Origin of the sequence: Citrobacter portucalensis (assembly GCF_002042885.1) — a bacterium.
Taxonomy (GTDB): Bacteria; Pseudomonadota; Gammaproteobacteria; order Enterobacterales; family Enterobacteriaceae; genus Citrobacter; species Citrobacter portucalensis.
On sequence record NZ_MVFY01000001.1, the window covers coordinates 153,941 to 178,460 of the forward strand.

A 24,520-nucleotide genomic window follows, 5' to 3' on the forward strand; every position below is an offset into this window, starting at 1 on the left:
TTGCTTATGAAAACGTGCCACACATGGCTGCTTTGTGTGTGGCTGGCGTTTCCTGCCCTGGCAACACGCCAGGTTGTGGATGATGCTGGTCACACAGTTACCGTTCCCGCTCATGTTGAACGTATCGCGGATGGGTGGTTTGCCCATCATTCGGTGCTGATGACGCTGGGTGCTGGTCGTAACATTGTTGCGACGGTCAACCATGAGGAAAACCAGCCATGGATGTTCAAAATCAATCCTTCTCTGAGACAAGCCTTACAGATACGAGGAACATCATTTAATAGCGAGGATTTGCTGGCCCGGCACGTCGACGTCGTGTTTGTGGCAAAAGGAAAAGGGGATGCTCAAAGCTACAGTCAGGCGGGTATTCCGGCCCTTGAAATGGCATTTACTGACTATGCTTCGATGGAAAAATCGGTCACTACGACCGCAGAGGTTCTGGGTACCGAGCAGGCTCGCGTCCGGGCAACGGCTTACAATCAGTATCTCAACCGTGTACTCGCGGATGTGCAGGCTAAAACTGCGGAGCTGGCGGAAAATCAGCGCCCTCGGGTACTTCATATTCAATCGCTAAATCCGCTTAAAGTCGACGGCAGGAACACGTTGATCGATACCTGGATTACGCTGGCGGGTGGACGGAATGCGGCAGGTGAAGTTGACGGCAACATGAAAGAGGTGTCGCCCGAGAGGGTGCTCTACTGGCAACCGCAGGTCATTATTCTCGGTGCGGGGTGTGGTGATATCGCCAGTTCGCCATACGCAGCATTGTTCAAAGAACTTAACGCAGTGAAACAGGGTAACGTCTGGCGCAATCCGGCGGGCGTGTTCCCCTGGGATCGCTACGGCACTGAAAGCGCGTTGCAGCTACAGTGGGCTGCATCGAAACTGCATCCGGCATTGTTTAGCGGCCTGGATATGGTCAGCGTAACGCGAGATTTTTATCGCCAGTTCTTCGATTATTCGCTCACTCAGGAGCAGGCGATGCGAGTTTTAAACGCGTTACCCCCACAGGAGTAGCGCTCACGTATAAAGACAGGCGTGATTAGGATTGCACGCCATTTTTACCCCTCTGAAATGTGGGGTTTGGTGCGCTCATGATGAAAATGGTTTGCCAGGCCTCTCGTTATATAATTTAATGCATATCGTTTTTACTCCTCTATTCAGATGGTATCCCATGTTAACTTTCCGCTCTTTTGTGCTGGTTTGCGCCAGCATGTTGTTTGCGTTTTCTGCTCAGGCCGACCGAACGATCACCGATCAGCTTGGTCGACAGGTTACGATTCCTGACCACGTGGACAAAGTGGTCGTGCTGCAACACCAGACGTTGAATATTCTGGTCCAGCTCAATGCCCAGCAGGACATTGTTGGTGTGATGTCGAGCTGGAAAAAGCAGCTCGGGCCTGAATTTGCGCGCTTTATGCCGACGATTACTACATTGCCGACGCCAGGCGATCTCACCAGCGTGAACATCGAAAGCCTGTTGGCGATTCATCCGCAGGTGGTTTTTGTCGCCAACTATGCGCCCGCGGAAATGATCCAGCAGATTCAGAACGCCGGTATTCCGGTCGTGGCTATCTCATTACGCAAGGATGCCACCGGGCAACAGAATAAAATGAACCCGACCATGGCCGATGAAGAGCAGGTCTACAACGAAGGGTTGAAGCAGGGTATTCGCCTGATTGCGGACGTGGTTGGGCGCAAACCGCAGGCCGAAACGTTAATCGACTACGTTTTTGCCGCGCGGGCAAAATTCAATGCGCCGGTTGCAAAAATCCCGGATGCACAAAAAGTCCGTATTTATATGGCTAACCCCGATCTGATGACTTACGGCTCCGGGAAGTACACGGGACTGATGATGCAGCACGCGGGGGGATTAAATGTGGCGGCTGCCAGTGTGAAAGGTGCCCGTCAGGTTGCGCTGGAGCAGGTATTAGCGTGGAACCCGCAGGTGATTTTTGTCCAGGATCGCTATCCGCAGGTGGTAACTGAGATCCAAAACGATCCGAACTGGCAGGGGATCGATGCGGTGAAAAATCATCGCGTCTGGTTGATGCCTGAATATGCCAAAGCCTGGGGCTATCCGATGCCGGAAGCGTTGGCGATCGGTGAACTTTGGATGGCCAAAAAACTGTATCCGGATGCCTATAAAAACGTAGACGTTGATGCGCAGGCCCAGGACTACTATCAACGTTTTTATCGTGCGAACTGGCAGCCTGATGCAGCTAAGTAACCGTATTTTGCCCCAGCAACCGCTCTTAATCGTTGTGGTCCTGTTGCTGGGCGTCAGTTCGCTATGCCTCGGACAGTATCCGCTGTCGTTAAGCGAAGTGTTTTACCACCTGACGCACTATAGCGACGCTGAGGGAATAGGCAGCCAGGTTATCTGGACGGTCAGGCTACCGCGTATTCTGATGGCACTGCTGGCGGGGGGCGCGCTTGGGTTATGCGGCGCGACGCTGCAAGGGGTATTTCATAACCCTCTGGTCGACCCGCATATTATCGGCGTGACGTCGGGGGCGGCTTTTGGTGGAACACTGGCCATCCTGCTCGGTCTTTCTCCCTGGCTGATGATGGGATCAACGTTTTTCTTTGGTCTGACAGCGTTGATCCTGGTGTATGCCATTGCTGCGTTACAGGGGCTGGAGAATACGCTGGTATTGATCCTGTCGGGTATCATTTTGAGCGGTTTTTTTGCCGCGCTGGTGAGCCTGATCCAGTATCAGGCTGATACCGAAGAGACGTTACCTAATATTGTGTTCTGGCTACTGGGCAGCTTCGCGACGGCCAACTGGCATAAAGTGCTGCTGTTGGCGGTCCCGGTCGGTATCACCGCGACGGTTTTGTACCAGCTACGCTGGCGGATAAACCTGTTGTCGCTCAATGACAAAGATGCCAGAGCACTGGGTGTGGCGGTGGTTCCTCTGCGACGCAGCGTTTTGGTGTGCTGCGCATTTTTGGTTGCTGCTCAGGTGGCGGTCAGCGGCAGTATTGCCTGGGTTGGATTAGTGATTCCGCATCTGGCGCGTTTGCTGGTGGGGGTTGATCATCGTCGTTTACTACCGTGCGCCTTCTGGTTGGGGGGCGGATTTATGATTGTGGTGGACGATATTGCTCGCACCCTGATGCACGCGGAGATACCGTTGGGGATTATTACCGCATTGTTCGGCGCGCCGTTGTTTGCTTTCTTACTCATTCGTACCAGTCGTCGGGAGAAATCATGATACCTGCCGCACTGCGTGTAAATCAGCTTACTTATGGGTATCGTACGCCGCTATTTGAGCCGCTAACGTTCTGTTGCCAGAAAGGTGAGATCTGGGCCGTGCTGGGACGCAACGGCCTGGGTAAAAGTACACTGCTCGATACGTTAACCGGCACGCTGCCTGCTTTAGGCGGGAATATTGAAAATAACGGTGGGATAGGGATTGTGGCACAGCATAGCCATCTGCCGTTTCCGTACACGGTCAGCGACGTGGTGTTGATGGGGCGAGCACAGCACGTGAAGCTGTTTGCGCAACCCAGTCCGCAGGATCAAAAAAGAGCAATGCAGGCGTTAGAGCAGTTGAATATCGCGCATCTCGCCTCCAGCTCATTTGGCTCACTTTCCGGCGGGCAGCAACAGTTGGTGATGATTGCCCGGGCTTTGGTGACGGAGTGTCAAACGCTGTTACTGGATGAACCGTGTTCCGCGCTGGATCTCGCCAATCAGCAGGTGGTGCTGCAGCTCATCAGCGATCTGGCCCATCAACAGGGATGCAGTATTCTCTTTTCGACTCACGATCCGCTTCATGCGTTACAGGTTGCTTCCCATACTTTGCTGCTACTCCCTGAAGGAAAATGGCGGGCAGGGCCCACGAACAGCATTGTGACGGAGGAGAATTTATTCCTGGCCTATGGCTTAACGCTGAGAAAACTCAACGTGGAGAACTACCAGACGCCGTTTATCGCACCGTTGTTTTCTATTCGTCGTTAAGCGTTAAGAATCCTGCGGCGCTAAGAAATTCCTGCCCGCCGCGGGAGAGTATGAAATCAACCAGCGCCATGACTTCATTGGATGCATCAAGCACCGCCAGTTGGTATTCGCAGCGAATATTGTGCTCATCGGGAATAGCCACGTAATGTACGTCGGGCATCGCGCGCAGCGCGTGTGCGTAATGCGCGTAACCGATAAACAGATCGGCCAGTCCCTGGCGCAGGATCCAGGCGCTCGCCAGTTCTCCTTGCGGGATTTTTACCGTATCACGACCACCAACCAGCGGGATTGCCCGCGTCCGAAGCTGTTGCCCGAGTCCTGGTTCCAGTACATCCATATTGTCGAAAAATGCCCAGGTATAGTCTCCGGAAGGGTCGCAGCCGGGCGTTGATGTACCTGGTCGCAGCGTAGGGTCGCGGAGTAAATCCAGCCAGACACCGGTTCGGTTGCTGACAAGGCTCAGTTTGTTCCAGCAAAAAGTGTGCTTAGAGACGGCTATATTACGTGCTAACAGGTTTTGCGGATGTTCCCGGTTGGCCGAGGCAAAGAGCGCACACGGTTCTCCCGCTTCAATACGCTCACGCAATAAACCGGCCGGACCATATTCAACATTAACGTCTATTCCACTCATGCGCGTGAACTGGCTTATCAGTGGCGTAAATGCAGGGCGCAAACTGCCTGCGGCTAACAGGAATATGGAAGAGGGCATGGTATCCGATCTCTGGCGAATGACATTATGCGAAGAATGTGAATGATACGCGTTGAGCATGGAATTTAGAATGATTTAGCGCAGTGCTATTGAATCATCAAAGGAAATGATAAAACTGACGGATACAAACTGAAGATAAAAAAATAGTTTTGAAGTGAAATAGCACCAAATCAAAGGGATATGATTTGGTGCGTCCGAGTGGACTCGAACCACCGACCCCCACCATGTCAAGGTGGTGCTCTAACCAACTGAGCTACGGACGCAAAATGGTGCGTTCAATTGGACTCGAACCAACGACCCCCACCATGTCAAGGTGGTGCTCTAACCAACTGAGCTATGAACGCAACGTTGTAGGTGACAACGGGGACGAATATTAGCGGCACAGACCGAATGAGGCAAGAGGGAAATAGCATTTTTCTTCCTGATCTCACGCGATTGCAGAGTAATTAAGCAAGTTGATTATATTTTGTTGATTTTGCAGCGTGTTTTTTATTCAGACAGCGAACTGGGGCATACCAGGGGCGGTTTGAATTACAGAGGTGCTCAGACTTTAAGCGCTGTAAGGATAGTGGTTTCTATTTTCTCTGGGGTAGTGAAGGGGGCAAATCGCTTGAGCGGCTTGCCGTCACGCCCGATCAGGAACTTAGTAAAATTCCACTTGATCCGCCCACCCAGCACGCCGGGTAATTCGTCTTTCAGGTAACGAAATACCGGGTGCGTAGCGGCACCGTTGACTTCCACTTTCTCAAACATCGGGAAGCTCACACCGTAGTTGATGTGACAGGTTTGCGCGATTTCGTCGGCTCCACCGGGCTCCTGGTTACCGAACTGGTTGCAGGGAAAACCAAGCACCACCAGACCCTGCGCGGCGTACTTCTTGTAGAGCGCTTCGAGGCCTGCATATTGTGGAGTGAAACCACAATGGCTGGCGGTATTAACCACCAGAACCAGTTTGCCAGCGTAGTCGGCCATACAGATGGGCTGGCCATGCAAACTGGTGGCAGTCAGTTGATGAAAGGGGGCCATGCCAGAATCCTCAAATAAGATAGCATTACTCATGTTGCCCGCGAGTGAAAGGCTTCGCTGCGTATCTATTTATTATGATCGCAACTGCAGGATTAATAAACTTGCCATTGGTGCAGGGCAAAATGAATGAAGCACATCTGCGCTGGTTTATTCTCGATGATGGCTGTCGCGGCAGTGGATTGGGCAGAAAACTGATTCAGGAGGCGATGAACTTTCGCGAAGAACAGAAATTCTCTGCGGTTCGGTTATGGACATTCCATAATTTATTTTAACCAACCTGACGATCGTTCCATTCGTCGCGCGTGATTTCCCAAAGTTCAGAATCCAGCAAACCGCTGACATACTCTTTCTTTTCCGTTTTGATAAGCCGCATGCCGCTACTGTCTGAAATACGTTTGGAACGGACATTAAGAGAGGCTTTCGGCGCACGCAGTACCGTCTTATTTAACGTATTAAACCAGTAATCCGTAGCGACATTACTGGCTTCACGCATAAAACCTTGCCCCTGATATTCCGGAGCTAACCAAAATCCACGGTTATTATCCTCAACGTCATAAAGGCAAATTAAACCTATGAGAGCGTCAGGGGCCTCACGGAGTCTGATAGTCCAGATCCACGCAATCCCTTTTTCCATATCAGGCAGGGCAACGTTATTGACGTAATTCTCCGCACCGTTATCAGGATAGGGCCAGGGTACTGAGGAGACCATATAGCGAACTATCTCCCAGCGGGGATAAAGCACCTGAATCTGCGCGGCATCTTCGGCTTCTAATGGTTTTAACAGCAAGCGTTCCGTATGGAGTATTGGTATTTTCATATGCACTTTTCCTACTCGATCAAGATAAGAGGATCAATGTGGGGAGGATTTTGAAAAAATATTAATAACCAGAACCCCAGCACAAATAAGAAGCATACCTGCGATCGCCGGAAAATCTAGCTTTTGCCCACTTACCAACCAGCCCAAAAGACTGATTAATACGATTCCAGCACCTGACCAAATTGCGTACGCAATACCCGTTGGAATGGTCGACAGAGTTTGGGAGAGAAGATAAAAGGCTGTGCAGTAGCACACAATAGTTGCTACAGATGGCCATAGGCGTGTGAATCCGTCAGAGAACTTCATCAGGGTTGTACCTATGACTTCAGCTACGATGGCCCCGGCAAGGAAAATGTATGAATTCAAAATCTGACCCCATATGACAATTTAAAGCAAATATCGTATCACAAAGGGGTGGGTGAGTTTGAACACAGGAGTTATCCGCGCAAGACCTTGAAGCTGCCGTACTGAACTCATAGCGATTAGATTTCCGTTGGTGAGTTCTCCTGCCAAGAGCAAAAGAAAACTCAGGCTGATAATGCGATGGACATATCCATACAACGCAGATCTGTTTGGGCAAGTCTTGATGGGGATGTCGTTTCCTTGATAAACATAAAACCATGCTTTTCGTAGAAAGTTTGCGCGTTTGGTGTTGAGGTCAAGGTTAACTGTTTCAGCCCTCTTTTAATCGCCTCATTACATTTATAGATTTATCATGAAACGGTTTCGTTTCAACATCGTTGTTTAACAAAAGAGGGAAGTCCATTACTGGCACGGAGTGGACAAGTTACCAACATGAGCAGTGAGTAGATAATCGCCTCTTGATGAGTCGATTATTCAATGCAAACGGGGCATAGTAATTCATTCAGTACAGGATTATGCAGCTCAATCAATCGACACAAAATAATTGTGAGGTCACAAATATGACGCCTACATTGCAAGGATCTCTTGTCACGCTCCGTCCTCTGCTTGAGACAGATGCTCAGCTATTGATTGATGCGGCAGCGGATGGGGAACTCTGGTCCCTGCCATTTACGGTGGTTCCGTCTGCTGACACCGCAGATTCTTACATTCAGAAAGCCCTCAAGGGGCAGATCGAAGGCACAGTCATGCCGTTTGCTGTAACGCTTTCGTCCGATCAACGTGTCATTGGATCAACACGTTTCTGGAAGATTGATAGAGAAAACCGAAAGCTCGAAATTGGTCACACCTGGTATTCACAAAGCTGGCAAAAAACAGCTGCAAATACCGAGAGTAAACTGTTATTGCTGCGGTACGCCTTTGAGCAACTGAAGTGTGTTCGCGTTCAGTTTACGACCGATGTATTGAATGAGCGCTCGCAGGCTGCCATTCTCCGTATTGGTGCGATCCAGGAAAGCATCATCAGAAATGAACGAATTATGCCTGATGGTCGAAAACGTACTTCCATACGGTACAGCATAATTGATGATGAGTGGCCGCAGGTTCGGACCAACCTTGAGCACCGCCTTTCCAGTTACAGGAAAGAGAAATAACTCGAGGTCTTGCGGACAGAAGGTCTGCTGTGAGCGAAAAGCGGACATTTTTGTACAAAGCATGACGTCGGATTACAGTGAGATCATTGATTGATAAGTGAGTTGAATCAGAATAGTAGCCAATGAAACAAAAACTTCGCAAACGTAACCAAGACTGGATATCAAGGCAATTGCAACGTGTGCAAAAAGAGGAAATGCCGTTAAGTTTCTTTATTAAATTTCCCTCAATACGAGCAACTGCTTGTAATGGTGAGCGCCTTAAACGGCGTGATCGTCTCAAGCCGGACTGGAGTCGCGCATTGTTTCATCAGGGTTGGGGAGAAGTGCCGATTGTTGGGCCAAAAGGTACAGTTTACTGGTTTGAGGGATTTGATAAGGAACAGTTGCCTGTTGAATGGGTGAAGCTGTGGAAAGATGCCTGAATGTATTGGTTTTGATTTGATCTCACAGTGCAACACACAATCAACTCTTATAGTCTGCTGTGAGCGAGGAGCTGACATTGCTAACAGCATTTTGTGTGAATCAACAGGGAGCAGGTCACTATTGGCTTGCCCAAAAAATGAAACTAGACTGAGCCGCCATTACAATGATTTCAGTTTATTTGGTTCAGGACTTAGCTGGAGTGGGAATAAATAATGAAAAATCGCCTTGAGCAAGCTTTCAAGGAAGCAGCGCACGCAGCAGATCGCGCAGTCAGCGCTGCGATGCAGAAGTATTCGAACGGGTTGGTCACTGATGAAGACGATATCACTGGGGCTCTGATCGGCCGGTTGGACGCTGCTTTTGACGAAAAAATTGGTGGTATCAGTTGGTCTTCATCCATTCTCAGACACCGTAAGGGTGTCGCTGCACAAGAGAAGAGAGCTGGTGCAGACATGCTGTTTCACGTCTCAATCGAAACACCTCAGCTCACCTATTCAAAGGGGGTTCTGATTCAGTCAAAGAGAATTGATGAAGGTACTGCAATGACAGCAGGTGGTCACAAAGAACTGCTGAGACAGTGCGACAAAATGCTGAATATCACCCCGGCTTCGTTCGTTTTCAACTATACAAAGTCAGAGATGCGCTGCGCTTCCGCAACGAAGATTTCTGGGGCAAGTAGTCGAATATTAAACGACGAGTGCAACCTGACCTCATATCGATTCTTCTTAGAACTGTTCCGATGCACTACTGGAGATCGTAACATTACATCGGCCAAATTTGATGATCTTCAGATACCTCAAGGCATCGCCATCAAGGGAACGCTAGGGTAAGGACCATTCCATCACAGACCATGAAGTGGCGTAGGACCCTAGAATGGCATGCAGAAATAAAGGTGACCTGCTGCTCCCAATGGTTAATGTATTGAAACGACCGCTCTTGGCACGCAGCGGACCGCTTGAAGATCCGTGTGGTCTGCTAAGAGCGAGGAGCGGAAGTTCATGATTGTTATCACCGGTGAGGGCGTAGTACTAACATTACCGTGTGTTTATCAACGGGGACGACGTCAGGCTAAATTCAGTGTGTCACAACCATTAACAAGATTTTCTTGTAGCAATCGATAACTGCTTAAGTTAAAAATAGAAAAAACTAATCTTGTAGCTATACATCGCCACAATAGACTCGGAGTTTGCAATGTCAGATCAGCGTTTTATAAGTAAGATTCAGGATACCAGGGTTGATTGTTGGTCAGCTTTAGTTGAATTTAATGTTAAAGACTATCTTGGGCTTGCAGAAAAAGCTTACGTTAATAGAGGTGGTATACGACATCAACGCGAAGCTCTTAAAACCACAACAGCGAAACGCATTCGCACTAGGCTCGTCGAGGACTTGAGGCGAGGTGCTGTAATCCCTCCCCTGGTCATTGGTATAGTCGCTGACAATGACGATTGGCAGACAATTGAAGGTATCTCAGAGTCGGAGCAAGTAAAGCAACTCCTTAAAAAATATTATGAAGAATTGTCGATTATTGATGGAATGCAACGCACCACAGCTCTTAAAGAAGCATTAGCTTTAGATGGAAGCGTAGCCGATCATGTGATTAGGGTAGAAGCTTGGATTGCGAAAGGCACTGAGAGTTTAATATATCGAATGCTTGTTTTAAATACTGGGCAGGTACCGTGGAACCTGAAACAACAACTAGAGGTTGTTTATGCTCCACTTGTGAAAACTATTAGCCAAAAAGTCAACTTTCGTAGGCTTCTTTCTGCATCGGATAGACGATGGCAAGGAGGGGAGTTTAAAACAGACTCGTTGATTGAGTCTTACATAGCTTTTGGATTGCGTCGAACTGAGGTCGACACTCAAGAGAGTCTAGCCGATGAGTTTTCAAGGCTAGATATCGCAGAGGCGCTCACCAATAAAAAATATGACCATTATTTTTATCGTGTCGTGCAAATGTTAGTTAATTTCGATATTGCGCTATCGAAATATAATGAAGTGCCAAATATCGATATTGCAGACCCTTCTGAGGGTTCCGATAGTCTAGAGGTAGGAATAAAAGCCAGGAAATTAGTAAGAGGCCGAAATATTTTTGATACGCAAGCTGCGCGAGTTGGTTTTATCGTTGCTTGTGCAGTCAGCATCCTTGGCAGAGTTGGCATGGACAAGGAAGAAGAAGTCAGTGAAGAGAGATGTGCCTCACTAGAGGAATCTTGTGATGCTCTAGTTAAAAGGATTGCCGCCTTAAATAGAGAAAATTTAGAAGAATTTTTATCGCTAGATGTTTTAGCTGAAAAATTGTCCCGGAGACCGAGTTCAGCAGTTGGTAGGTGGGAGCGTTCATTCTTTGAGGCTGCGTTCCGTGTATTAGTAGAAGAAAACTTTAATATACCCAACATGGAGCCGTGCTGGCGGGCATAATATGTCTAGAAATAAAATAGAAATGTCGACGGACATTTTTCAAAAAATACATGATTCTGCATCTGCTCAGGACTCTACGTACATAGCCGATAATAAAAAAAGATGGCTTGCTCGTAAAGATGACGAGGATTTAAACCTTATGATTAATGCTGAGGTTAACGTTCTTATTTTGGGGGCGAAGACGTTCGCTGTCTCTATTAAGAATGGTTCTGATAACTACTTCTGTTTTAGCGGCTTAGATATCCCTGAACAACTTCCCGTCAATCTCACTGAGATTGAGCCCACGCCTGGCATATTTTCATGCGTTGTATTCACCGTCAATCTCCCAGCATTAGCTACAGCGGCTAAGGCTAGAGACATTTTAGAACAGCAATACCGTGGGCAGGAAGGTTACGTCGGGCATGAACTTAACGAGATCGCTCCACTCTTTCCAAAACTATACTTTGTGAAGGCTAACGATAATATAAGCACTACTTATTTAAATAATTTAGAGCGTGTAGCTGGTGCCTATATTGCAGCAGGATACGTTAGCCACCCTTTGGAGGTTAATGATAATTTAAAGTCGCGACTACTATCTCTATTTGAGGCTGGAGCAGAAACCATACCGTTTGGTCTACCTCTACAGGGTCTATTATCTTATAATTGGTCATCGTTATTTTTGGATCTTTATCGATGCTTAGAACAGTTATATACCGCGCTAAAGTTGAAAAATTTGGTCACTAAACTCCCATACAAAGGTGCTTTGGCAGATCTCGCATATTTACTGGAAGATGAATTGTCATGGAGACCCAAAGAGCAGGATGCATTAGCTAGTATACTGGCACACTCAACTGAAAATACACGTTCGAAAATTCTATCTGCATTTAAATTCAACGTGTCCGAGTTAACCGAGTACTCGGCAAGCAAGTGCGCAAGCAATATATATAAGCTGAGGAATTCTCATGTTCATTTTCGACCGGCAATGAAAGCAGAAAATAAATCCGCCGAACAGTGGAATGAAATTGTGATAGCTATGTGTGATGCCGTTGATGACGTTTATGAAGCTCTCGGTGTTGAGTTCTTAATAGATAGGTCAAGCTTAGAATCGGTCAGGTAATATGCATAATTAAAATTTTCATGCGTAACCTAAGCTTACAATTTATCTCTCATCTTCATCCTAGATACATGACTCTATACTCATCCTCCAGATGAATATATTACAAGCCTTAAAAAGCCGTCCTAAAGGACGGCTGTAAACTCTATATTAAACTGACTCTTATTTTTGCGATCAATGACTTCCACTTTTTATCAAATGTAGGCTGAGCAATAAGAAAAAACCTCCGCTTATATTAACCAAATGCATCTATTTGTTATCCACGTAATATCTTGAGCGAAATAAACATACCAGCAGGTTTCTTAGCATTGACCTGCGTCCCATTGATTAAAACAGCGTGATGTTTGCAATGTCCGTTCTTGGCACTGAGCAGTCGTATGAGGAGGTACTGTTTTTCACGTGAAATTTGAATAGTTGAAGGCCATAAGTACGGATGATGAGAGACTTGAATAACCTGTGTGGTTTTGGAGTGGTTTTACCCCACTTGAAGCGTGATTTTGGGGGCATCTTTTGGAGCAGGGACATAAAAAGGGACACATTAATAGCTGCTATAACCCGCTATTAACTGTCCCAGTAATTGTTTATCGTAATGATTTATATGTTTTTTTTTTGAGTTTTGAAATGATTGTATTTTGTTAATTTTGCAGAATGCTATTTACTCAGGCTGTGCGTCGGGCGAGTCACACCTGATTGTTAAACTGCGTGATGTTTTTACATTTCTACGCGCTGGAGTCACTTAAATAATTACACAGTAACTTCCATAAGTAATGAGCAGCCGGTGTAAAACGATGATCGGAGCTACGCAATACATGCCACTGACACTCTCTGGCAATATGATGATCAATCGGTATTGCCGTCAATTCCCCAGGATAAGAATTTGCATTAGCGGTTTGTTCTGTCATAAAAGCAATCCCCAGTCCCGCACGGCACAGGGCTATTGCGCTGGTAAACAAATTACAGCAGTAGGATGGCCTGAACATAATCGCTTCATCGCGAAACATCGCAGTGAGATATCGCTGAAGCCCAAAATTGTCATGCATAGCAATCAGGCGATGCCGGGAAAGTTCCTGAAGCGTTACTTTCTTTAAATCAGAAATAACATGATCCTTCCTGACAATGGCACAAATGGCTCCCCGGTTATAGCTATACCGTTTAAGTGCCGGTTGCCCAACTGGACCAAATCCTACGGCCATATCCACTTCACCTCTTGCAATGAGTTCCATCGATGTTTCCATGTTGCCAGAGGTGATATCGACAAACACATTCGGGTAGATTTGGGCAAAATCGCTCACGACGTGGGTAATGATTTCATGGACCATCCCTTGCCCAACGCGCAGCGTAACTGTCCCTCCACGCATATGGCGCATATCGCTGAGTTGCCGCTCAAGTTCATTGCGTTTTTGTTGAGTAATGGCGTAGTCATCAGCCAGTAATCTTCCCGCCTCGGTGAGGACAACGTTACGTCCTCTTTTCTCCAATAATGGCAGCTGTATTGTTCTTTCCAGAAGAGAGATTTGGCGACTGACAACCGAAGGGTTAAAGCCAAGGATGTCGGCGGCTCTGCGGATCCCACCGTACAATCCGACCATATATAAATAACGGATCGCTTTTTCTGGATAGGTGCTCAATGTCATGTTTTTGCCATTATTGTTGACCTGAAAGCAACAATAATAGCATAGGAGCCTGATTCTTTTTCAACCGGGATTCATCACATACTAATGCTAAATACCTATGCGGAGAGTGTGGCAATGAAGAGCGTTGTTAATTACTTACAGAAACATACTGACCTTATCATGGAAGATATCAGCGATTTGGTACTGGCTGAGTCTCCTTCAACGGATAAAGCTGCTGTTGACCACTGTGGTGACGTTTTAAAAGCTATTTTCGAAAAGCGTCTGGGTATACAGGCTGAAACTGAAAAACAGACACATTACGGTAACCAGTTAAAATTTGTTCTGGGAAAAGAGGGCCCGCAAACCACAATTTTGGGGCATTTTGATACGGTCTGGGATAAAGGGGTACTCTCACTTCGCGAAGAAGAGGGGAAATGGTATGGCCCGGGGATCCTCGATATGAAAGCCGGGATGATTCAATCTATCTGGGCAGTTCGTGCGTTAAAAGAGAGCGGGCAGCTCGGCGGTAAGCGCATTGTTTTCCTGTGCAATAGTGATGAAGAACTCGGAAGTCCAAGTTCGAAGGAATGGATTATCCGTAATGCTACAGGATCTGAGCAAGTTTTGGTTGTTGAACCGGCGACAACTCATGGTGATTTAAAAATTGCCCGTAAAGGCACTGGCCGCTACCGCATTGCTATCACAGGTCTTGCTGCGCATGCAGGCAATAATCCTGGTGAGGGGGTTAGTGCTATTGAGGAAATGGCTTTTCAGATCCTCAAATTGCGAGAGTTGAATGATCCTGAGCGCGGTATCACCGTTAACGTTGGTATTGTACGGGGTGGCAGTCGGGTCAATGTCGTCGCGGATTATGCCGAATTAGAAATTGATACCAGAGTGGAAAATCAGTCAGAAGCTGCACGGATCCATGATGCTATCACCCGTTTGACACCTCATTTGCAGGGTAGCCAACTCAGGATTGAAGGAGGGCAAACTCGCCCACCGATGGAACGTTCTTCAGCTTCCGAACAGCTATTTGAAAAAGCGCAAAAGATTGCGGAAATACTGGGCATTACGATTACCGCGAAATCGGCTGGAGGTGGTAGTGATGGAAACTTCACCGCGGCGTTAGGTATTCCTACATTAGATGGCCTTGGTGCGACAGGAGCCGGTATCCATGCGCTCCATGAGCATATATTACCCGAAAATATCGTTACCAGAACCGCACTGGTTGCTGGAATGATGCTTAACGATATTAATTCTGATGATGGAGCATAATTTTAGCTAAATACATCATGCACACTCAACGACATTATTGTTTGTTATCCTCATGTAACCACTGTGGCTATATGGATTATTAATATCTTGACGAATAAATAACAGGACATATCCATGAGTGCTTTTATTATTGCGATAGTTATTACTGTCGTTGCGGCTTGGTTAATTATCAAGAATTACCAGCCGCAAACTATTTTGCTGTTAGCGGGGCTTTCCTTGTTAACAATTACAGCCATTTTCTACCCTGAAAAAAGTATCTTATATGGAAATGCAAAATCCACAGGGTCTGTCTGGATTGATATATTTGCTTTTGTAAAAGGTTCATTATCAACGCAGGTAGCAGGGATCGGTTTGATTATTATGGCGGCCGGTGGTTTCGCCAGCTATATGGATCATATTAAAGCTTCAAAGGCCATGGTTGATGTCTGCATTCGGCCGCTGGAGGCTTTAAAAGCACCTTACCTGATCCTTGCCATCGGCTACATTTTTGCGCAATTGCTCCATGTTGCCATCTCCAGTGCTGCGGGCCTTGCAATGTTATTACTGGTGACATTTTTCCCGGTCTTGGTTCGACTTGGGGTAAGTAAGGCCGCTGCCGCGGCCATGATTGGCATGTGTGCCTTTATGGATCTTGGGCCGGCCGTTGGCACCGCGAACTTAGCTGCTGAATATGCTGGCATGGAAACAGCACTGTATTTTGCTCATTATCAGATGCCGGTAGCTGCGGCGGTGATGGTTGTCGTTTCTATATTAATCTATTTTACGGCGAAATATTTTGACAAAAAAGATGGACATGTTGTTGCGTCACAACGTGCTGTGCCTCCCGAGATTGCTGAAAAAGATGACGCGCCAGCACCTAAGTTCTACGGGTTATTGCCCATTTTTCCTGTCGTTCTGGTATTGGTGTTCAGTCCGTTGGTTGTTGATACCATTAAAGTCGATGTCGTGACTGCAATGGTTATCGGAACTATTGTCGCCTTTATTTTTGAGCTATGTGTAAAACGAAACTTTAAAGAGTGCTGCAAGGGAGTACAAGTCTTCTTTAAAGGTATGGGGAGTATGTTTACCAGTATCGTTTCATTACTGGTATGCGCCGAAATTTTCGCACAGGGATTACAAAAAATTGGTGCAGTGGATTATTTACTCGATGCGACACATAACGCTGGCTTTGGTTTCACCAGCATGACGATTGTAATGGCATGTTTGGTCGGGGTAACGGCCGTACTGACAGGATCGGGGGTTGCAGCCTTCTTTTCATTTGCCGGTATGGCGCAGTCTATTGCAACAAAGTTTGGTATGAACGCCGTACATATGCTTCTGCCAATGCAACTGATGGCTGGGATGGGGCGCGCAATGTCGCCCGTAGCCGGTATTATTATTGCCGTCAGTAAATCGGGTGAGTGTTCCCCATTTATGATCGTGCGCAGAACGGTCATTCCGGCACTTGGTGGAATCATAACTATGCTAATCGCTAATACGCTAATTTCCAGTATGTAATAGTAACTGAATACGGAAGATTTTTATCTGGATGAACACTATGTTAAATGAAAATGTAGATAATTTACTCTATATTCCTTACTCAGGTTCTGTCCTACTCGAATCTCCTCTTCTTAATAAAGGAAGTGCTTTTAGCAAAGAGGAACGAGTGATATTCAATTTGGAAGGATTGCTACCCAATGCAGTTGAAACAATTGAGGAGCAATCCCATCGAGCATATCGCCAGTTTAGCGATTTTAAGTCTGCTATTGCACAGCATATCTACCTTAGGAACATTCAGGACACTAACGAAACGCTATTCTATTATCTGGTAAATAAACATTTAGCAGAAATGCTACCTATTATTTATACACCTGTTGTTGGCCATGCATGTGAACATTTTTCTGATATTTACCGTAGGGCCAGAGGCTTGTTTATCGCATGGCCGGATCGCCATAAAATTGATGATATATTGCATAATGCCACGAAACAGCATATTCGTGTCATCGTCGTCACCGATGGTGAACGGATCCTGGGACTTGGGGATCAAGGTATTGGCGGCATGGGGATTCCAATCGGCAAACTGTCTTTGTATACCGTCTGCGGTGGTATAAATCCGGCAAATACATTACCCATTCTGCTGGATGTTGGAACCAATAATTCTCAACTGCTAAATGATCCTCTTTATATGGGATGGCGTCACCCAAGAATTACCGGGGAAGATTATTTTGAGTTTGTGGATATGTTCATAAACGCGGTTAAACGTCGATGGCCTGAGGTCCTACTGCAATTCGAGGATTTTGCTCAGCAAACGGCACTTCCTCTTCTGGAGCGATACAGAGATGAGATGTGCTGTTTTAATGACGACATCCAGGGAACTGCTGCCGTCGCGCTAGGATGTTTAATGGCGGCGAGCTCAGTCTCCGGTCGTTCATTATGCGAGCAAACAGTCGTATTACTGGGGGCCGGATCGGCTGGTTGCGGTATTGCTGAGCATATTGTTCAGCAGATGGTCGCTGAAGGCTTGTCTGAAGTGGAAGCTCGCGCCAGAATTTTTATGGTGGATCGGTTCGGATTGTTGACTGATGACCAGGCAAACCTTCCACCTTTTCAGCGACAACTGTCACAGCCTCGAACGATCGTCGAAAGCTGGGGTGTGGAAAGCGAAAAAATGACGCTGATGGATGTTGTTTGTCACGCGCATCCTACGGTGTTGATAGGTGTTACCGGCCAACCAGGCTTATTTAGCGAAGCTATTATTAGGGAAATGTACAAGTACTGTAAGCTCCCAATAATCATGCCGTTATCCAACCCAACTTCACGGGTCGAGGCGAGGCCGGAAGATATTATTGAATGGACAGAGGGAAACGCCATTGTTGCAACGGGAAGTCCATTTAATCCCGTAATATACAAAGGAAAGGAGTATCCCGTTGCACAATGTAATAATGTTTACATCTTCCCTGGTATTGGACTAGGGTGTCTGGCAAGCTGCGCCACACGAATTACAGAAAATATGCTAATAACGGCAAGCCGAACGTTAGCCTCTTTTTCGCCAATGAAAAGCAATAAAGATTCTCCATTATTACCGGATATAAATAATATTCAGGAAGTAACAAAGGCTATTGCCTTTAGTGTTGGTATTGCAGCGCAACGCGATGGCGTAGCCATTCGTATACCGGAGGAATCATTACTCGGCAAAATTGACGAGATTTTTTGGCATCCGCAGTATCGTCAATACAGACGGACCTCATACTGACGCTAATCAACCCCCTCTCTGGAGGGGGATTGACGCCACTCATCGATAGGGAGGTTGGATTTTGGCACAATGCATCTTATTCTCAACGCAAGACACCCTTGCTGACCGATGGCGAAGGTCATGGGATATTAACCCGTTACTCAGGGAAGGCGGCAATGACAGATTATTGGTGGAAAGACCTGGTTGATCGTAATAACCAGTGGCAAGGGTTGGAACTGACCGTCAAAGAAAATCAAAGAACTGAGCCAGCGATGGAAATGCTCAGTGGCCATTTTGGGCGTATGGCATTGCAGCTCGCCGGAGAGCCGTTATTCTGGGCTTCAATGCTTGAAGATCATTCCGGCGTTTGGCTGGTTTTTAATGCAGATCATCCACGGAGCCAGGAGATGTTACCTGCGGTAACTTCTGAATATATTGAACGGATAAAAGCCAAAGGCGAGCAGGTGCGGATCGGCGAATGGTGCCGGTATTTTGTTCGTCAGTTAATGAATGCGCCAACACCATTACTCTCACCGCAGCGTTGGTTGATAAGACCGATGTTACCGATTCAATGTTCATCGCGCTATTCCAGTCCCCAACCCGTTGCGTTAGAAAACTGGCGTTTCTCAGCGCCAGAAAGCACTGAAAATATTAACTGCCAGTGGACGCTGTACGGTGAAGATTTCCCTGATCTGACGCAGCCGGAAAACGTCAGATTGGTTGACTGGTGGTGGGGCGGTTATTTGCTGCGGGGGCGTTATGCCATTCAACCCAATACGGGGAGAGTAAAATGGTGGCGTAAAAAATGCCGAGAGGGGACGTTGCCGCCGATACTGGTCTGGTATATCGCCGGATTAGGATCTTATGTGATCCTTGATGGGCATTATCGATTACAGGCGGCGATCGAAGAGCAGATCCCCCCTTTATTTCTGGTGTTGAGCGAGCTTAATGAAACGGAATATCCTGCCGATGCTGCCCATCAGGCGCGTATCGTTCAGTCGCTGGAAAAGCAGCTGGCTAACAACCCCAATTACAGTTTCAATGCGGTAAATCAGACGCTGATTAGTCTCTATGACAGACGATATCTTTACGCGTCAACGCATAGCCGCGCTACTCTCGGTGAGGGAACCCAATGGGCTACGGAGGTGGAACGTTATCTGCAAAAACATCATCTTGATGCGTATCGGGACAAGATTTTTCAGCGGGTTAAAGGAGATTGATTTTTACCCTAAATTTTTTCGATAAAACGCGAGCCAGCTTCTGATAACTCCCGGCGGTGGCATTCAGACGGGAGTCATCGTTACTTATCGCTCCTGTTGCAACTCGATATCAGAACACCGGCAAACCCAGTCCTTGCTTCACTTCTCTTAATGTCTGCTGCGTAATCTCGTGCGCCTGCTCGCTTCCTTTTTTGAGCATCGCCATCAGCATGCCTTTATCCTGAATGTAGGTTGCACGCCGCTCGCGCATTGGCGCGATGAGTTCTTGCAAGCACACTTCCAGCTCGTTTTTGCATGTCCGGTCACCCAGTCCACCCCGTTGGTAATGCGCTTTCATTTCCGCCACTTTTGCTTTATCCGGATGAAAAGCATCGAGGTAAGTGAATACCATATTTCCGTCTATTTGCCCTGGGTCGGACACTTTCAGATGATTAGGGTCGGTGTACATTGCGCTGACCGCGCGGTGAATGGTTTCTTCGCTGGCTGACAGGAGCAATGTGTTACCAAGCGATTTTGACATTTTGGCATTTCCGTCGATCCCTGGAAGGCGGCTGGTTTCACTCAGCAGCGCTTTGCAGTGCGATAAGACGGGGGCCGGTAACAGGCTATTCATCTTATGTACTATCTCATTAGTCTGTTCAATCATTGGCAACTGATCGTCGCCGACGGGAACGACTTCGGCTTTGAAGGCCGTAATATCTGCCGCCTGACTGATGGGATAAACCAGAAAACCAACCGGTAATGAGCGAGCGAACCCTTTCTGCGCAATTTCGTTTTTGACCGTAGGATTACGCTCCACGCGAGCCACGGTGACGATGTTCATATAAAGCGCGGTTAACTCTGCGAGAGCAGGCAGTGCAGATTGCAGACAGATGGTAGTAAGTGACGGGTCTATTCCTGCGGCAAGATAGTCGGCAAGTACTTCGGGAATATTGTTGCGGATCTTTTGCGGTGTGCTGCCGTTATCGGTTAACCCTTGTAGGTCAGCCACCAATATAAACTGCTGATAATCGTGTTGCAGCGTGGCGCGCTGGCGCAATGACCCCACATAATGGCCAAGATGCAGCGGGCCGGTGGGACGATCGCCAGTGAGGATGATGGTTTTATTGTTCATGTAAGACTCCTTAGTCATAAAACCGAAAGGGGTCTCTAAATGCAAATAACCGCCTTTCGGCGGTTATTTAAAATGAGGAAAACACATTCTGACCGCCTTTAAGAAGGCAGCCACCACAGGTTGAGATTAAAACCGTTGATATCATGTTTTGTGTTCATCTAATTAACATACCACCTGGCGTAGAGGTAAAGCAATGCCCGAAGTGCTGGCGCATATCAGCTCGCTTCCAGCATGCCAAAGCTCACAATGCGCGAACGACCTAACTCTTTCGCGCGGTACAGTGCGACATCTGCGGCGCGTAACAGGTTGTCGCTCTGGGCGTGCTGCGGGTAACTGGCGACGCCTATAGAGACATCCACGTGTCCAATATCGGAAACGCCAAAGCGCAGCGACAGTTCGCGTACGCCGTTGTAGATTTCTGTAGCAAAGCGGTTAGCGGCCTGTTCATCCGTATTGGCCAGCAGTACCAGAAACTCTTCACCGCCGTAGCGGAAGGCCATGCCGCTGTCGTGGACAACGCGCTGAATAGTCGCAGCGATACTTTTAATCACGCTATCGCCAGCCTCATGGCCAAAGCGGTCATTAATACTTTTAAAATGATCGATATCGATCATCAGGCAACTGATTGGTTCTTTGTTACGCACTGCCTGGCTCATCTGGGTACGCAGTGTATCTTCAAGATGATGACGGTTGCGCAGTCCGGTTAGCGGGTCGTAGAGCGCTTTCTCCAGCAGGGCGTCACGCAGACGCTGGTTGGCTAATGCGAGGCCGAGTGCTTCTGCCATCAGCTCCAGATATGCACGGGAGGGGGCGGAATCATCGCTAAGGTTCTGGAATGAGAGCAGACCGATGGCTTCGCCCTGGGCAATCAGCGGAACACACAGGGTGTGGTGCTGGCATGACTCTGGCAGATGGTAGCAGGCGATATCGGGTTCACCTTGTACCGGAGGATGACTCTGGCCGCGGCGCACAGCCCAGCATTCGTCCGGGTGGAACGCATCCGCTTTACCCTGCGGAGAAAGCCATTGTGCAACGCAGCGCATTTGCCAGGGTTCCTGGTCCAGTATGTAAAGCCGCCCGGCAATACCTGGAGCAATATTCGGTGCAAACAGCTCTGCCACATTGATGACATCGGCAAAACTCTCGCAGCCTTGCAGACGCTGCGTCATACGCGCCAGCAGATCGCGGATTGCCCAGTCGGCATCTCGTTCTTTCTCAAGTCTCTGACGCGCCAGACCGTTCTCGCGAAATATCCGGATCGCCTGCGCCATGTCGCCTATTTCATCTATCTGGTTAAAGCTGGGCGTCTCAACGGCATAATCCTGCGATGCGAGACGGTTTACGACATCGCTCAAACGCACGACGGGGCGCAGGACGCGACGCTTTAAAATGAAACCGAGAACGAATAAAAACAGCAGCGCCGTCAGACCGACCATCACTTCAGAGGCCGTCCGCAGCATGCGGGATGACTGGGTTGCATCTTCAATTGTATTGCGTACGCGGTTATCGAGCAGTTGGCGGAAATGATCTATCCGGTCCTGGGCGCGTTCCAGTTCCTGTTCATAGCTTTTCCCATAGAGCAGGGCAATAGCCTGCGACTCTTCTGCGCGCGCGACGCTGGCAAGCGCCGCAGCTTGCTCGTCCTGCAGGGCATCAACAATCTGTAGCCCTTCGTGCAATAGCGCTAGCTCTTCATCCGTTGCCCCAAGGTCTTTGAGCTTTGACAGCCGATGCTCAACAGCTTTCAGCGTCGCTTCTTTCTGACGGTAGGCGTTAAGCACCTCAGGATCTTTTGCAATAACATAGTCGCGCGCCAGGTCGGACAGCGACCAGGCATCGAGTTCGACTTCTTCGGTAAGTTGATCGAACTGATAACGCTGTTCTACCACCTGGCGTTCTGTGTTATCGGCGCTGGATGCCATCAGCATGACAACGCCTGAAGCGATGGTCAGGCATACCGTCGCGCTATAGGCCCAGTTGGTGATTGTGGCAATTCGCACTGATTAGTTCCTTCTGCGACGATTAATGAATACGCATGATTGCAATTATAGGAAACGCATGATTTTGCGTGAAAATAAAAAAGGCGGTCCAGAAACCGCCTTCTGTTATCGTCCTGCAATCATAAATCTGGAGGATTTTTTCCTTCTTCCATAAAGGCTTCGTCGATTCCTTCCACGTTACCTTCATGGTCACGCCCGGAAAACAGGTTCCAGCAGGTTATGAATAGTGCAGCAATCAGGGGGCCAATCACAAAGCCGTTAATGCCGTAGATCTCCATGCCGCCGAGAGTGGTAATCAAAATCAGATAGTCCGGCATTTTGGTGTCTTTACCTACCAGCAGCGGGCGCAGGATATTGTCCACCAGCCCAACGATAATCACGAAGAAGCCAACGATAAACAGCCCTTGCCATAGCTGGTGGGTGGCGAACAGGAATATTGCTGCTGGTACCCAGACGATCGCTGAGCCCACGGCAGGCACGAGGGAGAGAAACGCCATCAACGCACCCCACAGAACGCTGCCGTCGATATCCACAATTGCAAACGCGATGCCGCCAAGAATACCCTGAACCAAAGCGACGACCGCCGTGCCCTTAACGGTTGCCCGCGTCACGCCGACGAATTTGGCAAACAGGTGCTGTTTGGCAAAATCAGAAAGGGGTAATGAGTCCAGAATCTGGCGCACCAGATACGGTCCATCCTTCAGTAAGAAGAACAGCAGATACAGCATGATGCCAAAACTGATAGCAAAGCCGAATGTCCCTTTCCCAATCAGAAATGCACTGCCAGCAAGGTACTGCCCGCCTTGCAGCACGACATCGGACAGTTTTTTCTGGATCTGCGCGACATCATCCAGATTGTGTTCTGCCAGAAATCCTCTGGCCCAATCAGGAAGGTACGAAAGAATAGAAGTGACGACTTCCGGGAACTGCGTGTCATTCTGTTGCAGTTTGGTGTACACCACGTTCAGTTCAATGGCCAGCGATGACAGGATTACCATCAGCGGGATAAAGACAATCAGACAGATAATGACGATGGTAATCAACGATGCCAGCCCGTTGCGTTCGCCAAGCGCGCTACGCAGTCTGTTTTTTACCGGGTTAAAGATAGTCGTTAATATCGCGGCCCACAAAATGGCGGAAAAGTAGGGGGACAATACATCGAAGAACGCCCAGGTCACGAGGGCAAGTATGAAAATGAAGAAACCTTTAGTCAGTCCGTTAAATCGCATTAGTAAACCCTGTAATGAGAAGCAGTCCCGACTATAGAACCGTTCAGGGGATTTACCAACTTTAGCTGCAGATATTTAGAATAAAGATGTTGCACTAAGGCTACATTCTTATTGTCCTTGCTTCACTGGCGGGAGAGCTATCCTCGCCTCAGTTCAAACTTAATCTTAGACATATACGAATTCCTTCTTTTCAACGATACTCTTATGTCTTGACTTCAAATAAGCAGCGTTATTACAGCTCTTCAGACAGATTCAATATCAACGTCGAATAATTTTTCGATATCCAAACTGCACCTTAATCAGTCCGGCGCATGGCAGACAGCCTCAATATTATGGCCATCAGGTGCAATGACAAATGCGGCATAGTAGTTTTCGCTATAGGAACGTAAACCAGGTGCTCCGTTATCCTGGGCTCCCGTGCGCAATGCAGCATTGTAAAATTCATCAACTTGCTGCCGGGTTTTTGCGACAAACGCCAGATGCAGAGGAGCCGGCTTGTCATTCGTGTGGAACAGACAAAGTGAAACATTCTCGGAGCCCATTTCAACACCGTAGCTTGGTGTGCCTTCATCGATGAGTTCTACGCCAAGCGGCTGAAGCGCGTTGAGAAAGAAAATTTTACTTTTTTCGTAATCACTTACACCGATTTTTACATGATCGAACATTCTTTATTCCTCATGAAGATATGAATAAATAAAGAGTATATAAAGAGATTGAAGTCGAATTCACGTAAGAACCTGTCAATGTGATGAACATCAATTTAGAGATCTATATATCTACAGTACCTGCCTTTGCTGTTTTAATTGGATTCTTTGATTGCCTGGTTTGTATCCCGCCTAAATATTCATTAGGAATGGCACGATTATGGGGGATACTTACACTTGC

General features: G+C 47.7%; 23 protein-coding genes, 2 tRNA genes and 2 pseudogenes. 14 read left to right on the forward strand and 13 right to left on the reverse strand.

Features of this window, described 5'->3' with window-relative positions:
• Positions 1-6 precede the first annotated feature (6 nt).
• The 4 genes from BZK40_RS00765 to BZK40_RS00780 all read left to right on the forward strand — a co-directional run bounded on the left by BZK40_RS00765 (position 7) and on the right by BZK40_RS00780 (position 3,970).
• Positions 7-1,017, forward strand: coding sequence for an ABC transporter substrate-binding protein (locus BZK40_RS00765; RefSeq protein ID WP_079933958.1), 1,011 nt, complete (start codon positions 7-9; stop codon positions 1,015-1,017).
• Between the two features lie 157 nt (positions 1,018-1,174).
• Positions 1,175-2,230, forward strand: coding sequence for an ABC transporter substrate-binding protein (locus BZK40_RS00770; protein ID WP_079933959.1), 1,056 nt, complete (start codon positions 1,175-1,177; stop codon positions 2,228-2,230).
• Positions 2,217-3,221, forward strand: a complete 1,005-nt coding sequence (locus BZK40_RS00775; RefSeq protein WP_079933960.1) for a FecCD family ABC transporter permease — start codon at positions 2,217-2,219, stop codon at positions 3,219-3,221. The genes BZK40_RS00770 and BZK40_RS00775 overlap by 14 nt, the downstream gene beginning before the upstream one ends.
• Positions 3,218-3,970 carry an ABC transporter ATP-binding protein gene (locus BZK40_RS00780; RefSeq protein WP_079933961.1) on the forward strand — a complete coding sequence of 251 codons (753 nt, stop codon included), beginning with the start codon at positions 3,218-3,220 and terminating at the stop codon, positions 3,968-3,970. The genes BZK40_RS00775 and BZK40_RS00780 overlap by 4 nt, the downstream gene beginning before the upstream one ends.
• Here BZK40_RS00780 and BZK40_RS00785 read toward each other — a convergent pair.
• From BZK40_RS00785 to BZK40_RS00805, 4 genes are all read right to left on the reverse strand, one after another.
• A complete protein-coding gene (locus BZK40_RS00785; protein ID WP_079933962.1) occupies positions 3,957-4,679 on the reverse strand; it encodes a substrate-binding domain-containing protein in 723 nt (240 codons plus the stop codon). The two genes, BZK40_RS00780 and BZK40_RS00785, sit on opposite strands and share 14 nt — an antisense overlap.
• Before the next feature lie 186 nt (positions 4,680-4,865).
• Positions 4,866-4,942 (reverse strand) — tRNA-Val (locus tag BZK40_RS00790).
• A 4-nt stretch (positions 4,943-4,946) separates the two neighbouring features.
• Positions 4,947-5,023 (reverse strand) — tRNA-Val (locus BZK40_RS00795).
• A 199-nt stretch (positions 5,024-5,222) separates the two neighbouring features.
• Positions 5,223-5,705 carry a glutathione peroxidase gene (locus tag BZK40_RS00805; protein ID WP_032943274.1) on the reverse strand — a complete coding sequence of 161 codons (483 nt, stop codon included), beginning with the start codon at positions 5,703-5,705 and terminating at the stop codon, positions 5,223-5,225.
• Between the two features lie 44 nt (positions 5,706-5,749).
• On the opposite strand from BZK40_RS00805, the pseudogene BZK40_RS24945 reads away from it, so the two are divergent.
• Positions 5,750-5,971: pseudogene (locus tag BZK40_RS24945) on the forward strand (GNAT family N-acetyltransferase); the annotation flags it as partial.
• Positions 5,972-5,973: 2 nt separating this feature from the next.
• On the opposite strand, the gene BZK40_RS00815 reads toward BZK40_RS24945, so the two are convergent.
• The 3 genes from BZK40_RS00815 to BZK40_RS24925 form a co-directional block, all read right to left on the reverse strand.
• A complete protein-coding gene (locus BZK40_RS00815) occupies positions 5,974-6,522 on the reverse strand; it encodes a GNAT family N-acetyltransferase (protein ID WP_079933963.1) in 549 nt (182 codons plus the stop codon).
• A 33-nt stretch (positions 6,523-6,555) separates the two neighbouring features.
• Positions 6,556-6,888 carry an EmrE family multidrug efflux SMR transporter gene (locus BZK40_RS00820; RefSeq protein ID WP_063941528.1) on the reverse strand — a complete coding sequence of 111 codons (333 nt, stop codon included), beginning with the start codon at positions 6,886-6,888 and terminating at the stop codon, positions 6,556-6,558.
• A gap of 161 nt (positions 6,889-7,049) precedes the next feature.
• Positions 7,050-7,232 carry a GNAT family N-acetyltransferase gene (locus tag BZK40_RS24925; protein ID WP_128611921.1) on the reverse strand — a complete coding sequence of 61 codons (183 nt, stop codon included), beginning with the start codon at positions 7,230-7,232 and terminating at the stop codon, positions 7,050-7,052.
• 168 nt (positions 7,233-7,400) lie between these two features.
• Here BZK40_RS24925 and BZK40_RS00825 point away from each other — a divergent pair, with 168 nt between their 5' ends.
• From BZK40_RS00825 to BZK40_RS00845, 5 genes are all read left to right on the forward strand, one after another.
• Positions 7,401-8,036 carry a GNAT family N-acetyltransferase gene (locus tag BZK40_RS00825; protein WP_234692304.1) on the forward strand — a complete coding sequence of 212 codons (636 nt, stop codon included), beginning with the start codon at positions 7,401-7,403 and terminating at the stop codon, positions 8,034-8,036.
• A 122-nt stretch (positions 8,037-8,158) separates the two neighbouring features.
• Positions 8,159-8,458, forward strand: coding sequence for a hypothetical protein (locus BZK40_RS00830; protein WP_079933964.1), 300 nt, complete (start codon positions 8,159-8,161; stop codon positions 8,456-8,458).
• A gap of 213 nt (positions 8,459-8,671) precedes the next feature.
• On the forward strand, positions 8,672-9,289 hold the full coding sequence (locus BZK40_RS00835; RefSeq protein ID WP_079933965.1) for a hypothetical protein: 618 nt from the start codon (positions 8,672-8,674) through the stop codon (positions 9,287-9,289).
• Between the two features lie 361 nt (positions 9,290-9,650).
• Positions 9,651-10,877, forward strand: a complete 1,227-nt coding sequence (locus BZK40_RS00840) for a ParB N-terminal domain-containing protein (RefSeq protein WP_079933966.1) — start codon at positions 9,651-9,653, stop codon at positions 10,875-10,877.
• 1 nt (position 10,878) lies between these two features.
• Complete coding sequence (locus BZK40_RS00845; RefSeq protein ID WP_079933967.1) at positions 10,879-11,973, forward strand: hypothetical protein; 1,095 nt, start codon at positions 10,879-10,881, stop codon at positions 11,971-11,973.
• A 716-nt stretch (positions 11,974-12,689) separates the two neighbouring features.
• Here the strand turns inward: BZK40_RS00845 and BZK40_RS00850 are convergent.
• Positions 12,690-13,604, reverse strand: coding sequence for a LysR family transcriptional regulator (locus BZK40_RS00850; RefSeq protein WP_079933968.1), 915 nt, complete (start codon positions 13,602-13,604; stop codon positions 12,690-12,692).
• A 114-nt stretch (positions 13,605-13,718) separates the two neighbouring features.
• Here BZK40_RS00850 and BZK40_RS00855 point away from each other — a divergent pair, with 114 nt between their 5' ends.
• The 4 genes from BZK40_RS00855 (at position 13,719) to BZK40_RS00870 (ending at position 19,292) form a co-directional block, all read left to right on the forward strand.
• On the forward strand, positions 13,719-14,861 hold the full coding sequence (locus tag BZK40_RS00855) for a M20 family metallopeptidase (RefSeq protein ID WP_079933969.1): 1,143 nt from the start codon (positions 13,719-13,721) through the stop codon (positions 14,859-14,861).
• A gap of 114 nt (positions 14,862-14,975) precedes the next feature.
• Positions 14,976-16,358 carry a C4-dicarboxylate transporter DcuC gene (gene dcuC, locus BZK40_RS00860; RefSeq protein ID WP_071446930.1) on the forward strand — a complete coding sequence of 461 codons (1,383 nt, stop codon included), beginning with the start codon at positions 14,976-14,978 and terminating at the stop codon, positions 16,356-16,358.
• A gap of 40 nt (positions 16,359-16,398) precedes the next feature.
• On the forward strand, positions 16,399-18,093 hold the full coding sequence (locus BZK40_RS00865; RefSeq protein ID WP_079933970.1) for an NAD-dependent malic enzyme: 1,695 nt from the start codon (positions 16,399-16,401) through the stop codon (positions 18,091-18,093).
• A 155-nt stretch (positions 18,094-18,248) separates the two neighbouring features.
• Positions 18,249-19,292: a ParB/Srx family N-terminal domain-containing protein gene (locus tag BZK40_RS00870; protein ID WP_079933971.1), complete on the forward strand. Its 1,044-nt coding sequence runs from the start codon at positions 18,249-18,251 to the stop codon at positions 19,290-19,292.
• 109 nt (positions 19,293-19,401) lie between these two features.
• Here the strand turns inward: BZK40_RS00870 and trpS are convergent, their stop codons facing one another.
• The 5 genes and pseudogenes from trpS to BZK40_RS00890 form a co-directional block, all read right to left on the reverse strand.
• Complete coding sequence (gene trpS, locus BZK40_RS00875; RefSeq protein WP_032943285.1) at positions 19,402-20,406, reverse strand: tryptophan--tRNA ligase; 1,005 nt, start codon at positions 20,404-20,406, stop codon at positions 19,402-19,404.
• A 215-nt stretch (positions 20,407-20,621) separates the two neighbouring features.
• A complete protein-coding gene (locus tag BZK40_RS24990; RefSeq protein WP_410731045.1) occupies positions 20,622-21,677 on the reverse strand; it encodes a sensor domain-containing diguanylate cyclase in 1,056 nt (351 codons plus the stop codon).
• Positions 21,657-22,334 (reverse strand): annotated as a pseudogene (locus tag BZK40_RS24995) (HAMP domain-containing protein); the annotation flags it as partial. The gene BZK40_RS24990 and the pseudogene BZK40_RS24995, both read right to left, overlap by 21 nt.
• Before the next feature lie 191 nt (positions 22,335-22,525).
• On the reverse strand, positions 22,526-23,635 hold the full coding sequence (locus BZK40_RS00885) for an AI-2E family transporter (protein ID WP_003832733.1): 1,110 nt from the start codon (positions 23,633-23,635) through the stop codon (positions 22,526-22,528).
• Between the two features lie 299 nt (positions 23,636-23,934).
• Positions 23,935-24,300 (reverse strand): VOC family protein, encoded by a 366-nt coding sequence (locus tag BZK40_RS00890; RefSeq protein WP_008784652.1) that lies wholly within the window; start codon positions 24,298-24,300, stop codon positions 23,935-23,937.
• Positions 24,301-24,520 lie beyond the last annotated feature (220 nt).

Bases quoted from the DNA above. Each gene is read 5' to 3' on its own strand.
- BZK40_RS00765 (WP_079933958.1), top strand. From the start codon at position 7: ATGAAAACGTGCCACACATGGCTGCTTTGTGTGTGGCTGGCGTTTCCT.
- BZK40_RS00770 (WP_079933959.1), top strand. From the start codon at position 1,175: ATGTTAACTTTCCGCTCTTTTGTGCTGGTTTGCGCCAGCATGTTGTTT.
- BZK40_RS00775 (WP_079933960.1), top strand. From the start codon at position 2,217: ATGCAGCTAAGTAACCGTATTTTGCCCCAGCAACCGCTCTTAATCGTT.
- BZK40_RS00780 (WP_079933961.1), top strand. From the start codon at position 3,218: ATGATACCTGCCGCACTGCGTGTAAATCAGCTTACTTATGGGTATCGT.
- BZK40_RS00785 (WP_079933962.1), bottom strand. From the start codon at position 4,679: ATGCCCTCTTCCATATTCCTGTTAGCCGCAGGCAGTTTGCGCCCTGCA.
- BZK40_RS00805 (WP_032943274.1), bottom strand. From the start codon at position 5,705: ATGGCCCCCTTTCATCAACTGACTGCCACCAGTTTGCATGGCCAGCCC.
- BZK40_RS00815 (WP_079933963.1), bottom strand. From the start codon at position 6,522: ATGAAAATACCAATACTCCATACGGAACGCTTGCTGTTAAAACCATTA.
- BZK40_RS00825 (WP_234692304.1), top strand. From the start codon at position 7,401: ATGCAGCTCAATCAATCGACACAAAATAATTGTGAGGTCACAAATATG.
- BZK40_RS00830 (WP_079933964.1), top strand. From the start codon at position 8,159: ATGAAACAAAAACTTCGCAAACGTAACCAAGACTGGATATCAAGGCAA.
- BZK40_RS00835 (WP_079933965.1), top strand. From the start codon at position 8,672: ATGAAAAATCGCCTTGAGCAAGCTTTCAAGGAAGCAGCGCACGCAGCA.
- BZK40_RS00840 (WP_079933966.1), top strand. From the start codon at position 9,651: ATGTCAGATCAGCGTTTTATAAGTAAGATTCAGGATACCAGGGTTGAT.
- BZK40_RS00845 (WP_079933967.1), top strand. From the start codon at position 10,879: ATGTCTAGAAATAAAATAGAAATGTCGACGGACATTTTTCAAAAAATA.
- BZK40_RS00850 (WP_079933968.1), bottom strand. From the start codon at position 13,604: ATGACATTGAGCACCTATCCAGAAAAAGCGATCCGTTATTTATATATG.
- BZK40_RS00855 (WP_079933969.1), top strand. From the start codon at position 13,719: ATGAAGAGCGTTGTTAATTACTTACAGAAACATACTGACCTTATCATG.
- dcuC (WP_071446930.1), top strand. From the start codon at position 14,976: ATGAGTGCTTTTATTATTGCGATAGTTATTACTGTCGTTGCGGCTTGG.
- BZK40_RS00865 (WP_079933970.1), top strand. From the start codon at position 16,399: ATGTTAAATGAAAATGTAGATAATTTACTCTATATTCCTTACTCAGGT.
- BZK40_RS00870 (WP_079933971.1), top strand. From the start codon at position 18,249: ATGACAGATTATTGGTGGAAAGACCTGGTTGATCGTAATAACCAGTGG.
- trpS (WP_032943285.1), bottom strand. From the start codon at position 20,406: ATGAACAATAAAACCATCATCCTCACTGGCGATCGTCCCACCGGCCCG.
- BZK40_RS24990 (WP_410731045.1), bottom strand. From the start codon at position 21,677: ATGGCGCAGGCGATCCGGATATTTCGCGAGAACGGTCTGGCGCGTCAG.
- BZK40_RS00885 (WP_003832733.1), bottom strand. From the start codon at position 23,635: ATGCGATTTAACGGACTGACTAAAGGTTTCTTCATTTTCATACTTGCC.
- BZK40_RS00890 (WP_008784652.1), bottom strand. From the start codon at position 24,300: ATGTTCGATCATGTAAAAATCGGTGTAAGTGATTACGAAAAAAGTAAA.